This window comes from Clostridium sp. UBA7791 (assembly GCF_002480755.1).
Classification (GTDB): Bacteria; Bacillota; Clostridia; order Clostridiales; family Clostridiaceae; genus Clostridium_J; species Clostridium_J sulfidigenes.
In genome coordinates this window covers 152,534-166,414 of sequence record NZ_DLCT01000013.1, presented here as the reverse complement: position 1 = coordinate 166,414, position 13,881 = coordinate 152,534, and the positions used below count along the sequence as shown (strand labels likewise).

9 protein-coding genes are annotated in these 13,881 nt (G+C 32.0%); all 9 read left to right on the top strand.

Annotated elements, in window-relative coordinates; translation table 11 throughout:
* The first annotated feature begins 43 nt into the window (after positions 1-43).
* The 9 genes from ygfK (at position 44) to xdh (ending at position 13,814) form a co-directional block, all read left to right on the top strand.
* Positions 44-3,076 carry a putative selenate reductase subunit YgfK gene (ygfK, locus tag B3Z56_RS16220; protein WP_346846562.1) on the top strand — a complete coding sequence of 1,011 codons (3,033 nt, stop codon included), beginning with the start codon at positions 44-46 and terminating at the stop codon, positions 3,074-3,076.
* Positions 3,077-3,123: 47 nt separating this feature from the next.
* Positions 3,124-4,452: a putative aminohydrolase SsnA gene (gene ssnA, locus B3Z56_RS16215; protein WP_346879197.1), complete on the top strand. Its 1,329-nt coding sequence runs from the start codon at positions 3,124-3,126 to the stop codon at positions 4,450-4,452.
* Positions 4,453-4,468: 16 nt separating this feature from the next.
* The gene (yqeC, locus tag B3Z56_RS16210; RefSeq protein ID WP_346846564.1) at positions 4,469-5,293 is read left to right on the top strand and encodes a selenium cofactor biosynthesis protein YqeC; all 825 of its coding nucleotides are present in this window, start codon (positions 4,469-4,471) and stop codon (positions 5,291-5,293) included.
* Between the two features lie 12 nt (positions 5,294-5,305).
* Positions 5,306-5,887 (top strand): molybdenum cofactor cytidylyltransferase, encoded by a 582-nt coding sequence (gene mocA, locus B3Z56_RS16205; RefSeq protein WP_346876950.1) that lies wholly within the window; start codon positions 5,306-5,308, stop codon positions 5,885-5,887.
* A gap of 16 nt (positions 5,888-5,903) precedes the next feature.
* On the top strand, positions 5,904-6,725 hold the full coding sequence (gene yqeB / locus B3Z56_RS16200) for a selenium-dependent molybdenum cofactor biosynthesis protein YqeB (protein ID WP_346846566.1): 822 nt from the start codon (positions 5,904-5,906) through the stop codon (positions 6,723-6,725).
* 195 nt (positions 6,726-6,920) lie between these two features.
* Positions 6,921-8,183, top strand: a complete 1,263-nt coding sequence (locus B3Z56_RS16195) for a YgeY family selenium metabolism-linked hydrolase (protein WP_346876949.1) — start codon at positions 6,921-6,923, stop codon at positions 8,181-8,183.
* 77 nt (positions 8,184-8,260) lie between these two features.
* Positions 8,261-9,499 carry a threonine synthase gene (gene thrC, locus B3Z56_RS16190; protein ID WP_346846568.1) on the top strand — a complete coding sequence of 413 codons (1,239 nt, stop codon included), beginning with the start codon at positions 8,261-8,263 and terminating at the stop codon, positions 9,497-9,499.
* Positions 9,500-9,542: 43 nt separating this feature from the next.
* The gene (locus tag B3Z56_RS16185) at positions 9,543-11,021 is read left to right on the top strand and encodes a pyridoxal-phosphate dependent enzyme (protein WP_346879196.1); all 1,479 of its coding nucleotides are present in this window, start codon (positions 9,543-9,545) and stop codon (positions 11,019-11,021) included.
* Positions 11,022-11,174: 153 nt separating this feature from the next.
* Complete coding sequence (xdh, locus tag B3Z56_RS16180; protein ID WP_346879195.1) at positions 11,175-13,814, top strand: selenium-dependent xanthine dehydrogenase; 2,640 nt, start codon at positions 11,175-11,177, stop codon at positions 13,812-13,814.
* The last annotated feature ends 67 nt before the right edge of the window (positions 13,815-13,881 follow it).

Below are 13,881 nucleotides of genomic sequence, written 5' to 3'. Positions count from 1 at the left end.
ATAATGCTTTTAAGTAACTTATGAATTATAGGGGGGAGTAAATATGAGTGACAAAATACGCCCAATAAGTTTTGAAAAACTCATTAACTGGATTTTTACTGAACTAAAAACTAAAGATAGTATTTTTGGAATTCATAAAGATAAGTTTTACTATGGAATCCCTAATAACACTATCTCTTTTTTAGGAGAGAAGTTAGGCCTACCAATTGGACCAGCAGCAGGTCCTAGTTCACAATTAGCTCAAAATATTATAGCAGCATATCTTACTGGTAGTAGATTTATTGAGTTAAAGACAGTCCAGATTATTGATGGAGAAGATCTTCCAGTGTTAAAGCCATGTATTAATGCTGAGGATGAATGCTATAACGTAGAGTGGTCTACAGAACTAACTGTAGAAGAAGCTTTTGAGGAATATGTGAAAGCTTGGATTATATTACATGTTTTAATGAAGGAACTTAACTTAAGTGTAGACAGAGACTTTGTTTTTAACATGAGTGTAGGATATGATTTTGATGGAATAAAATCAGATAAAATAGATTCCTACATAGAAAATTTGAAAAATTCACAAAATACAAAAATATGGAAGGAATCTATTCAAGTGTTGGAGAATAATATAGAAAAATTTTATAGATTTTCAATTGAAGATTTATATAAAATTCCTTCAAGGGTGTGCAATTCAATTACCCTATCAACTCTACATGGATGTCCTCCACAAGAAATAGAAAGAATTGCTATTTATTTATTAAAAGAAAAACATCTTCATACCTTTGTAAAGATGAATCCTACATTGCTTGGTGAAGCATTTGTAAGAAAAATTCTTAATAAAATGGGTTATGAATATATAAAACTAAATTCACATCATTTTAAAAATGATCTGCAATACAATGATGGAATAAAAATGATAAAAAAATTAAAAGCCGTAGCTGAAATGGAAAGTATGGAGATTGGAGTAAAACTTACAAATACTCTTCCAGTAAGGATATTAAATGAAGAACTACCAGGAGAAGAGATGTACATGTCAGGTAGATCTTTATATCCTTTAGCTATTAATTTGGCAAGTAATCTTTCAGAGGAATTTGAAGGGAAATTATATATTTCATATTCTGGTGGAGCTGAATTCTTTAATGTAGATAAGATATTTAAAACAGGAATATGTCCAATAACTTTTGCTACTACAATATTAAAACCAGGTGGTTATGAAAGAGTTAAACAGATAGCTGAAAAGGTAGAACCACTTATTTCTAATAGAAAGTCAACAATTGACATGCAATTGCTAAAAATATTAGCAAAGGAATCAATTGATGATAAGCATCACCTTAAGAAAGCAAGGGTAGTTAAAAGTAGAAAACTATATAAGGACTTACCAATATATGATTGTACAATTGCACCTTGTAGTGAAGGCTGTCCAATTGAACAACAGATTCCAAAGTATATAGAGCTTGTGGGAGAAGGAAAATATGATGAAGCTTTTCAAGTAATAGTTAGAGATAATGCAGCCCCAGCTATAACAGGAACTTTATGTAATCATAACTGTCAAAATAAATGTACTAGACTAGATTATGATAGTTCCTTAGAAATTAGAAGAATGAAAAAAATAGCTGTGGATAATGCTGAAGAATTATATATAAAGAATATAAAGCCATGCGCAATTAAAAGTCATAAAAAGGTAGCTATCATAGGAGCTGGGGTAGCAGGTTTATCTACAGCGATGTACCTTAGAAGAAATGGTATTAGTGTAGAAGTATTTGAAAAAAGAGATAAACCATATGGGATTATAAATTATGTAATTCCAAGTTTTAGAATAAATAATTTAGCTTTAGAACAGGATTTTAAAATGGTAAAAAGCCATGGAGTTAAGATAAATTTTAATGTAGCTGAACAGGTTGATCTAAATGTTCTAAGGAAAAATTTTCATTATGTTGTCCTAGCAACTGGAGCTTGGAAGCCAGCAAGTATTTCACTTAAAAGAGGTACTGATAAAGTCTTAAATGCTATTGAATTCTTAGAGGATTTTAAAGAAAACAGTGAGGATATAAAACTAGGAACCCATGTATGTGTTATTGGTGGAGGGGACGTAGCCATGGATGTATCTCGTGCTGCCAAAAGAGTTAATGGAGTTGAAAAGGTAACTATTATATATAGGAGAACTAAAGATTTAATGCCTGCTAGTAGAGAAGAAATTAAATTAGCTATTGAAGAAGGTATTGAATTTAAAGAGTTATTATCCCCTGTAGCGTTAGAAGATAATATTCTTGTTTGTGAAAGAATGATTTTAGGAGAACAAGATAAATCAGGTAGAAAAAGTCCAATTTCCTTAGGAAAATATGAAAGTATAAATGCAACTACAGTTATAGCAGCTGTTGGAGAAAAAATAGATTCAAAATTATTTAAAAGTCTTGGTATAGATATAAATTCTAAAGAACTTCCTGAAGTAAACAGTAAATGTGAAACTAATATATCTAACGTATATATAGCCGGAGATGCTAAAAGTGGTCCAGGTACTATAGTAGAAGCATTGTCTCATGGGAAAATTATAACTAGGGACATTTTAAAAAAAGAAAATATGCCTTGTGATCTCATTAGGGCTGAGGAAAATACTTGTGGATATGAACTTAAGAAATCTTATGAAAGAAAAGGTGTACTACTTGAATCAATACCTTCTAAGGAAGAGGCTATAAGATGTCTTAAATGCAATAATATTTGTGAAATATGCGTAGATGTTTGTCCTAATAGAGCAAATGCGTTTATCCATATTAAAGAAGGTCCTATAGTAGGTCATCAAATTATACATTTAGATGGTATGTGTAATGAATGCGGAAATTGTAGAGTATTTTGTCCATATAAAGGTAATCCTTACAAAGATAAAATTACTATATTTTGGAGTGAGGAAGATTTTGAAAACAGTAGCAATTCAGGTTTCTGTGTAATAGATTCTATTAAAGGTATTTTTAAAGTTAGGGATGAAAAAGGTGAAATTTATAATTGGTGTATTGAAGAAAATAACTCAGAATCAATCTCCAAGGAAATGAAATCTATTATTAAAACTTGTGTAAACAGGTATGAATATATAATCTAGAGGTATATAAATACGGTTATAATATTTAATCTATAGGGGGAGTGTGAATGCTACTAGTAGGTAATGGGATAGTGGTAACCAGAGATGATTTAAACACAATTATAGATGATGGATGTATAGTTATAGAAAAAGATAAAATTGTAGAAGTAGGAATTACAAAAAATTTAAAAGAAAAATATCTAGACTATAAATTCATTGATGCAAGAGGGAAATTAATAATGCCGGGTTTTATAAATACACATATGCATTATTACAGTACCTTTGCTAGAGGAATTGCTAATGATAGTCCTCCAGCAAAATGTTTTTTAGATATATTGAAGGGATTATGGTGGAGATTAGACAAAAAGTTAACTCTAGAGGATGTATATTATAGTGCAATAGTTCCAATGATAGATCAAATTAAGAATGGTGTAACAACTTCCTTTGATCATCATTCCAGTCCAGATGGTTTAAGGGGGAGTTTATTTACTATTGCAGATGCAGCTAAGGAAGTAGGTATTAGAAGTAACCTGAGTTATGAAACTTCTGATAGAGATGGGGAGAACGTAATAAAACAAAGTATTGAAGAAAATATTGAATTTATAAAGTATTGTAATAGAGAAAAGAATGATATGATAAAAGGATTATTTGGACTTCATGCATCCATGACTATTAGTGAAAATACTGTAGAGAGATGCCTAACAGCCATAGAGGGTTTAAATACAGGATTCCATGTACACTGTGCTGAAGGAATTGAAGATGTACAAGATTCTATGGAAAAGTATGGTATAGGCGTAATTGAAAGATGGTATAAAAGAGGTGTTCTTTCTGATAAAACTATGGCTATTCATTGTGTACACATAACTGATGAGGAAATGGATATGCTGAAAGAAAAGAATTCCATAGTAGTTAATAATCCTCAATCTAATATGGGAAATGCAGTGGGAACATCGCAAATCTTAAAAATGGCTAAAAAACAAATATTGTTGGGGTTAGGAACAGATGGATACACCTCTGATATTTTAGAGTCTTATAAAACCGGAAGTACTATTCAAAGGCATGAAGCTAAAGACTCAACAGTAGCTTGGGTAGAATTACCACAAATGCTTTTCAAAGGAAATAGAGTTATAACTGAAAGATTTATAGATAATTCCATAGGAATTATAAAAGAAGGTGCATTAGCTGACGTTATAATTGTTGACTATAATTCTCCAACACCTATATATAAAGATAATATAGATAGTCACATTCTATTTGGAATAAGTGGGAGACATGTTGAAACCACTATTGTAAATGGGAAGATTATAATGATGAATAGAAAACTGGTTAATTTAGATGAGGAAAGAATTAGGGCTAGAAGTAGAGAACTAGCAACTGAGGTTTGGAAGAGGTTTTAAAAAGGAGTGAAAAAGGGTGGACATTTTAAATGTTCTTACTGTTAATAAAGGAGAAAAGATATCTATAGTAGGAGCTGGAGGAAAGACCACTCTTATGTTTATCCTAGCAGAAGAGTTGAAAAAAAGAGGAAGAGTTCTTATAACAACAACAACTAAAATATATCTACCTAAAAGAAATCAATACAATTGTTTAATTCTAAAGGACAGCTTTGGAGCTTATATTAATGAAGAAAGTAAGTATATTCTAAATGGAAATATAGTATGTGTATACTGTGGAAATATAAGTAAAACAAAGGAACCAGATAGTGAAATTCATGTTTATGGTTCTAGTGTTAATGGAGAAAATAAAGTCATTGGAATTGATGATAAAAGTATTTCTAATATACTTAACAATTATGATTATATTTTAATAGAATCTGATGGAGCAAAAGAAAAAGCTTTAAAAGCTTGGAAGGAAGATGAGCCAGTAGTAAGTAATTTTACTAGTACAACAATAGGAGTTTTAAGCGGAGAAGCCTTAAATTTAAAAATCCATGATGGAAATATTCATAGGATTGATGAGTTTTTAAAACTTATAAATAAAAGTGTAGGAGATAGTATAAATGAAGAAGATTTGCTAGCTTTAATATTTAAAAAAGAAGGATTATTTAAAAACTCCAAAGGTAGAAGAATTTTATTTATAAATAAGGTAGAAGAAGAGGACTTTAAGAAGTTAGAAAATCTAATAGAATATATAACAGTAAAAAATAAAGAATTAAAGTTATTAGACGGAATACTTATTGGAAGTTTATTAAATAAAACATATAGGGTTATATATGAAGAATCTACAGAAAAGCTTTAAGGGGGATTCAATGTGGTAACTGGGATTGTTATGGCATCAGGCCGTAGTACTAGGATGGGAAGGTATAAATTACTATTAAAGTATAAGGGTAAATATCTAATAGAATATGTTTTAGATGCAGTAAGTAGAAGTAATTTAGAAGATAAAATTGTAGTAACTGGCAATGAAACAATAGCAGAGTTAGCTCAGACTAGAGATTTAAAAGTAGTTAAAAACTCCCAGACATATATGGGACAAAGTCAATCTATAAAACTTGGGTTGAAAGCTGCATCTAAAATATCTGGATATGCTTTTATTACAGGGGATCAACCTTTTTTAAATGAGAGTCTTATAAATAAACTTATCGAAAAATTTGAAAAAAATCAAGATAAGTTTATTGTACCAATTTATAAAGGTAGAAGAGGAAATCCTGTAATATTTCCATGGAAGTATCGAAATGAGCTTTTAGCACTTAATGGAGATTTGGGCGGAAAAACTATTTTAAAAAATCATGAGGATAATATATTTTTTGTGGAAGTAGACGAAGAATATTTTCTTTGGGATATTGATACAGAAAAGGATTATATAGAATTATTACAATCAAATTATCATTAAGCAAGGGGACGATTTGGTGATAAATAATAGAATAATTGTAAGAGGTGGAGGCGATATTGCCTCAGGTACTATACAAAAACTTCATAGAAGTGGATTTAAAGTTCTAGTACTTGAGATAGAGATACCTTCTAGTATTAGAAGAAATGTATCTTTTAGTGAGGCAGTATTTGATGGTGAAACAACAATTGAAGGTATGAAGGGTGTTCTTGTTAGAACCTATGATGAAATACTAGAAGCTTGGGATATGGGATATATTCCGGTAGCTGTTGATAGATATGGAAAGCTCATTGAAACGGTTAGGCCTATTGCTGTAGTTGATGCAATTTTAGCGAAAAAAAATATAGGTACCACTATAGATATGGCACCTATAACCATTGCATTAGGTCCTGGATTTAAAGCAGGTATAGATGTAAATGTAGTAATAGAGACAATGAGAGGACATAGTTTGGGAAGATTAATATTTGATGGATATGCTTTAGAGGATACAGGAGTACCAGGATCTATATGTGGTTATGCAAAGGAAAGAGTAATTTATAGTTCTTATGAAGGAAAAATTAAGAATATAAGACAAATAGGAGATATAGTTAAATCTAATGAAACTATAGCACTAATAGATGATTTAGAAGTAAAAGCTAAAATTGATGGAGTGCTAAGAGGCATTATTAGAGATAACACTTATGTTACAAAGGGGTTAAAAATTGCAGATGTAGATCCAAGGCATGATGAGATCAGTAATTGCAATACTATTTCTGATAAGTCAAGAACTATAGGTGGATCAGTTCTAGAAGGAATATTATACTTTCAATCTATTAAACCCTTTTTATCTGTAGCAAACTAAATAAAATTTTCTAGTTTATTGGTATTACTAAACTTATTTAGTAATACCAATAAATTAGATTATAATGCAGGTTAATTGTATTGAATTATATAGGTTTTTATTTGAATTAACTAATTAATTAGTTAGTAAGTATTTAAATTATTGAAATAATGGTTGAAAAATAAAATATATTTATATTTAAAGGGGGATTTAAATATGTCAGAAATTACATGCCAGGAAGAAATACTGAAGTTAGCAAAAAACTATAAGGCTGATATGACAAGGTTCTTAAGAGACATGATAGCTATTCCTAGTGAAAGTTGTGATGAAAAGAGAGTAGTTTTAAGAATCAAAGAGGAAATGGAAAAAGTAGGTTTTGACAAAGTAGAAATAGACAAGATGGGAAATATACTAGGTTATATAGGACATGGCAAACATGTAATTGCTATGGATGCTCATATTGATACTGTTGGAATTGGAGATATAAATAATTGGACTAATGATCCATATGAGGGTTATGAAGATGATGAAGTTATTTATGGTAGAGGTGGTTCTGATCAAGAAGGTGGAATGGCTTCAATGGTTTATGCAGGTAAGATAATCAAAGATTTAAATTTAGAAGATGATTACACGCTAATAGTTACAGGTACTGTACAGGAAGAAGATTGTGATGGATTATGCTGGCAATATATTATAAATGAAGACAAGATAAAACCAGAATTTGTAGTAATAACTGAACCAACTTCAACTAATATTTATAGAGGGCACAGAGGGCGAATGGAAATAAAAGTGACAACTCATGGAATTAGTTGTCATGGTTCAGCACCAGAAAGAGGAGATAATGCGATATTCAAAATGGGTCCTATTCTTAATGAATTAAAAGAGTTAAATAAAAGATTAATAGATGATCCATTCTTAGGAAAAGGAACTTTAACAGTTTCAGAAATATTCTTTTCTTCACCTTCTAGATGTGCAGTAGCTGATGGTTGTACTGTTTCCATAGACAGAAGACTTACTAATGGGGAGACTTGGGAATACGCTTTAGATCAAATAAGAGAATTACCTTCAGTAAAAGAGGCTAAGGCTAAAGTAGAAATGTATACCTATGAAAGACCTGCCTATACAGGACTTATCTATCCAACAGAGTGCTATTTTCCAACTTGGGTTCTTGAAGAATCACATCCAGCTTGTAAAACTTTAATAGATTCTTATAAAGGGTTGTTTAAGGAAGATCCATTAGTAGATAAGTGGACATTTTCGACTAATGCAGTATCTATAATGGGAAGGTATGGTATACCTTGTGTTGGCTTTGGTCCAGGCCATGAAGATCAAGCTCATGCACCAAATGAATTAACCTGGAAAGATGAACTTGTAAAATGTGCAGCTATGTATGCTTTAATTCCAATTACCTACGTAAAAGAATACTGTAAGTTCGACGAAGTAGAAGGAGTTTCATTTAAAACAACTTCAAATCTATGATTTGGTTAGTCGCACTTACTCATTCGACGGAGGAGAAGGATTTTTAAAGGTTAAATCAATAAAACTGAGGTGAAATTATGGAAAAAGTTAAGGGATTAGTATGTTCTAAATGTGGTAAGAAAGTTGGAGAAGAAGTAATGTATCACTGTCCAGACTGTGGCATAGAAGGAACACTAGATGTAATTTATAATATGGACTCAGTTAAAAAGGAATTAACTAAGGAACATCTAAAGGAAAATGAAGATAAGAATGTTTGGAGATATATTCCTATTCTTCCTCTGGAATCTAGAGAAGGTATGGCACCTTTACAAATAGGAGGAACACCACTTTATAAAGCCAATAGATTAGAAAAATTATTAAATATAAAGAATGTATATGTAAAGGATGAAGGTAGGAATCCTACAGCATCTTTTAAGGATAGAGCTACAGCTATTGGTGTGGCCAAAGCAATAGAACTAAAAAAAGGTATTATGTGTGCAGCATCTACAGGCAATGCAGCTTCTTCTCTTTCAGGATTTGCAGCTTGTATGGGAATAAAAAACTATATATTTGTTCCTAAAAACATTCCAGAGGCAAAACTAACGCAGCTTCTAGTATTTGGAAGTGATGTAATTTTAGTAGATGGTGATTATGATGTAGCATTTGGATTTTGTTTAGAAGCTGTGAATCATTTTGGTTGGTATAACAGAAGTTGTGCCATAAATCCTTACTTAGCAGAAGGGAAAAAAACTGCTGCTTTTGAAATATGCGAGCAATTAAACTTTAAGGTGCCAGACAAAGTAATTATGTCTGTGGGGGATGGATGTTCCATATCTAGTGTATGGAAAGGGTTTAAGGAATTTTATGAACTAGGTTTAATAGATCGGCTTCCAACAATGGTATCAGTACAAGCAGAAGGAGCTAATCCAGTTAATAGAGCTTATAGAAATGGAATAAGAGCATTTAGTTATATACCACCAGTAACTATTGCAGATAGTATATCTGTAGGAATTCCGAGAAATGGATATAAAGCTTTAAATGCTCTTGAGGAAAGCAATGGGATTGCTATTGATGTCAGTGATGAAGAAATTTTAAGTGCAATAACAACCTTAGCAAGGCAGACTGGAGTATTTGGGGAACCAGCAGGAGTAACTAGTTTTGCTGGACTTAAAAAATTAGTTGAACTAGACCAAATAAGAGAAGATGAAACGGTGATTATTGTAGTTTCTGGTAGTGGACTTAAGGATATAAAATCAGCTCAACAGGCAGTTAATAAACCAGAATTAATAAAGCCGGATATGAATAAATTAATTGAATATCTAAAATATTTGTCTTGAATTATAAGTAATTCCTTTATAAAGATTTTGAGGAGGATATAAAATGCATAAATTAATAGATTTAGAAGTTAATGAGGATCAAATTCTAAAAACAGCAGAGAGTGCAAAAGAGAGAAATATAATTATTCCTACTATTGCTCAAATGAAGGATCCAAATAAAATACCACAAGAGATTAAAAATAAACTTGCCGAAACTGGCCTTTGGGATATTGATCCAATCAACTTATTTAGAATATCTTGGTATAATCAGCCAATTAAAGAAGGCGGTTTATATAACACATTACCCAATTATATAGAAATACCACAAGAAATATCAGGAGTTAAAGCTAGGATTTTTGCTATGTCAGGAAAGTTTTTTCCTATAGGAGCTCATAAAGTTGGAGCAAGTTATGCTTGTCTTGTACCAAGACTAGTAACAGGGCAATTTGATCCAAAGTTTCATGAAGCTGTTTGGCCATCAACTGGAAATTACTGCCGAGGAGGGGCTTATAACTCAACATTACTAGGGTGTAAATCAATTGCTATTCTACCTGAGAATATGAGTAAAGAGCGTTTTAATTGGCTTAAGAGCATAGCTGGAGAAGTAATCGCAACTCCAGGATGTGAAAGTAATGTCAAAGAGATCTATGATAAGACTTGGGAACTCAGAAGAACTAGAGATAATGTTGTTATATTTAATCAATTTGGCGAACTTGGAAATCATCTTTGGCATTATGAAGTAACTGGTAATGCCATGGTTTCCATAATAGAACATGAAAAAGGCGATAATGGAAAAGTGGCTGGTATTTGCTTGACTTCAGGTTCAGCAGGTACCTTAGGAAGCGGAGATTTCATTAAAGATAAATATCCAGGAGCTAAACTTGCAGTTGGTGAAGCCCTTCAATGTCCAACACTTTTAAATAATGGTTTTGGTGATCATAGAATTGAAGGTATAGGAGATAAGCATGTACCTTGGATTCACAATGTAAAAAATACAGATATGGTTATCGCGATAGATGACGATGATAGCGTAACTATGTTTAGACTATTTAATGAACCAGTTGGTCGACAATATTTAAGATCCATTGGAGTATCAGAAGAAGTCATAGAAAAACTTAGTTGGGTAGGTATTTCTGGAGCAGCCAATATAATATCTGCAATAAAATTTGCAAAGTACTATGAGCTTGACGAAAATGATATGGTATTAACTGTTCTTACAGACTCAGCAGAAATGTATAAGTCTAGACTTGAAGAAATGAGAAAAGATAGAGGGCATGAATATGAAGAAAAGGATGCTATGGTTGATTATAACAGAAGTATTATAGGTATAAGAACAGATTCTATGGAAGAACTAACTTATGCGGCTAAGAAGAGAATTCATAATTTGAAATATTATACATGGATAGAACAACAGCAATATGAATTAAATGAATTAAATGCTCAATGGTATGACTATGATAATTATTGGGGAAGACTTCATAAAATGGCACCAGAATTAGATAAATTAATAGAGAAATTTAATGAAAAAGTTAAAAACTTATAAGAAATAAAAGTAAATTTTATATCCTTGTAATCAAGCATACATTATAATTTAAATATGCTAGGACCCTGAGTTTATATTATATTTGATGGGTCCTATTCAGCTATATAATATGTTGGTGAATTTATATATTAGTAAATCATTGGGAGGAAATTTATGTATGAGTTTGTGCTAAACGGAAAAAATATTTCATTTAAAGAAAATATGAACTTGCTTGAATACTTAAGGGAAGAAGCAAATTTAACATCAGTTAAAAATGGGTGTGGAGAAGGTGCTTGTGGAGCTTGTATGGTTTTAATAAATGGAGTTCAAGGAAGGGCGTGCATAAATACTCTTGGAAAAATTAATGGTAAAGAAGTACAAACTGTTGAGGGTTTATCAGAATTCGAAAAACAAGTATTTTCATGGTCTTTTTCAAAGGTTGGTGCAGTTCAGTGTGGATTTTGTATTCCAGGCATGGTGATTAGTGCTAAGGGATTATTTAATAGAAATCTAAATCCATCTAAAGAGGAGATAAAAGCTGCTATTAAAGGAAATGTATGCAGATGCACAGGATATGTAAAGATAATAGAAGCAATTGAATTAGCAGCACAAATTTTTCGGCAGGGAAAACTAAATTTTGATTTAGAACGAAACGGTTCTATAGGAAAATCGTTAACAAGAATTGATGCTATGGATAAAATTTTGGGAACTGCTATATATGTTGATGATATGAAGGTTGATGGGCTTGTATATGGTTCCGCATTAAGAACAGAATATCCAAGAGCACTGGTTAAAAAAATTAATATAGATAAAGCTCTAAATCATCCTAATGTTATAACCATATTAACAGCAAAGGATATACCTGGGAATAGATATATTGGACATATTTCAAAGGATTGGCCAGCTTTAATAGCAGTGGGAGAAGAAACTAGATACGTGGGAGATGCTATAGCACTAGTGGCTGCAAAATCAAAAAAGGCTTTAACGGAAATTTTACAGCTTATAGAAGTAGAATATGAAGAGATTGTACCACTAACGAAACCTGAAGTGGCTATGAGATATGATGCTCCAAAAATTCATCCTGAAGGAAATATATATAGAAATGAAAGAGTTATAAGAGGTAATATTGAGGATGCATTAAAAAACTCTAAATATATAGTTACTAATTCTTATTCAACTCCATTCACAGAGCATGCTTTTTTGGAGCCGGAAAGTGCTTTGGCAATGCCGGATGGAGATGGAGTGCTAGTTTATACTGGCTCCCAAGGAATTTATGATGAGCAAAGAGAAATATCAGAACTATTAGGGCTGCCTAAGAAAAAAATAAGGTGTATTAGTAAATATGTTGGAGGTGGCTTTGGTGGAAAAGAGGATATGAGTGTTCAACATCATGCAGCTTTACTAGCATATATTATAAAAATGCCTGTGAAGATTACTTTAAGTAGGAAAGAAAGCATAATAATTCACCCCAAAAGACATGCTATGGAAATTGAAGTAACTACAGCATGTGATGAAGAAGGAAAATTAACAGCTTTTATAGCTAATATAGTTGCCGATACTGGAGCATATGCATCTTTAGGAGGACCAGTATTACAAAGGGCATGTACCCATGCTGCAGGGCCATACAGATGTGATAATGTTGATATCACTGGCACAGCAGTTTATACTAATAATCCACCTGCAGGAGCTTTTAGAGGATTTGGGGTAACTCAATCTGTATTTGCAGGGGAGTGTAATTTAAATCTTTTAGCTGAAAAGGTTGGTATATCAAGCTGGGAAATTAGATATAGAAATGCTGTAGAACCAGGAGATATACTTCCTAATGGTCAGATAGCTGATTCAGGTACAGCAATTAAAGAAACGTTACTAGCTGTAAAAGATAAATATTATGACAATGAAATTGTAGGAATTGCTTGCTGTATGAAAAATAGTGGAATAGGAGTTGGACTTCCTGATATAGGTAGGTGTAACCTAGTCATAAAAGATGGAGTTATTAATGTGAGAACTAGTGCAGCTTGTATAGGGCAAGGCATAGGTACTATAATGACACAGATAATTTGTGAAATTACTGGATTATCACCCAATAAAGTTGCAATAGGTTTTCCTGATACCTTTGATTCACCTAATTCAGGAACAACTACAGCTTCAAGACAGACATTGTTTACAGGAGAGGCTGTTAGGATTGCCACGATGAAGTTTATGGAAGAAGTGATGAAGCAATATAGTGAAGAAAAATTAATAAACTATGCAAAAGAAAGTTGCATAGATCGTAGTATCATTAGAAAATGGCTCTTAAATAATACAGATAAGGTTCTGAATTTTTTAAATGATAGAGAATTTTATGGAGAATACAGGGGAATAACAGACCCGATAAATTCTCCAAAGGAAAATCCTGTTAGTCATGTAGCCTATGGGTATGCAACACAGCTTGCAATACTTGATAAAAATGGTAAACTTAAAGAGATAGTTGCTGCTCATGATGTAGGAAGAGCAATCAATCCTATAAACGTGGAAGGACAAATTGAGGGGGGAGTTGTTATGAGTTTAGGATATGCTTTAACAGAGGATTATCCACTTAATAATTGCATACCTATAGCTAAATTTGGAACTTTAGGTTTATTTAGAGCTCCAGCAGTTCCTAAGATATTACCTATAATAATAGAAAAGAATACTAGTGATTTAGCCTATGGGGCAAAAGGGATAGGAGAAATAACATCTATCCCAACAGCGCCGGCAATTCAAGGAGCTTACTATATGCTAGATCATAAATTCCGAACTAATTTACCTCTAGAAGATACATTTTATAAGAAATAAGAAGAAAAAGAGTTCACTAGGTAGAAAGATTAAATTATAGTTTGAATATGATAATTTAATTAAGGAG

Excerpts from the sequence above, each read along its gene's own strand:
- B3Z56_RS16195 (WP_346876949.1), top strand. The coding sequence starts at position 6,921 with ATGTCAGAAATTACATGCCAGGAAGAAATACTGAAGTTAGCAAAAAAC.
- ssnA (WP_346879197.1), top strand. The coding sequence starts at position 3,124 with ATGCTACTAGTAGGTAATGGGATAGTGGTAACCAGAGATGATTTAAAC.
- ygfK (WP_346846562.1), top strand. The coding sequence starts at position 44 with ATGAGTGACAAAATACGCCCAATAAGTTTTGAAAAACTCATTAACTGG.
- thrC (WP_346846568.1), top strand. The coding sequence starts at position 8,261 with ATGGAAAAAGTTAAGGGATTAGTATGTTCTAAATGTGGTAAGAAAGTT.
- B3Z56_RS16185 (WP_346879196.1), top strand. The coding sequence starts at position 9,543 with ATGCATAAATTAATAGATTTAGAAGTTAATGAGGATCAAATTCTAAAA.
- xdh (WP_346879195.1), top strand. The coding sequence starts at position 11,175 with ATGTATGAGTTTGTGCTAAACGGAAAAAATATTTCATTTAAAGAAAAT.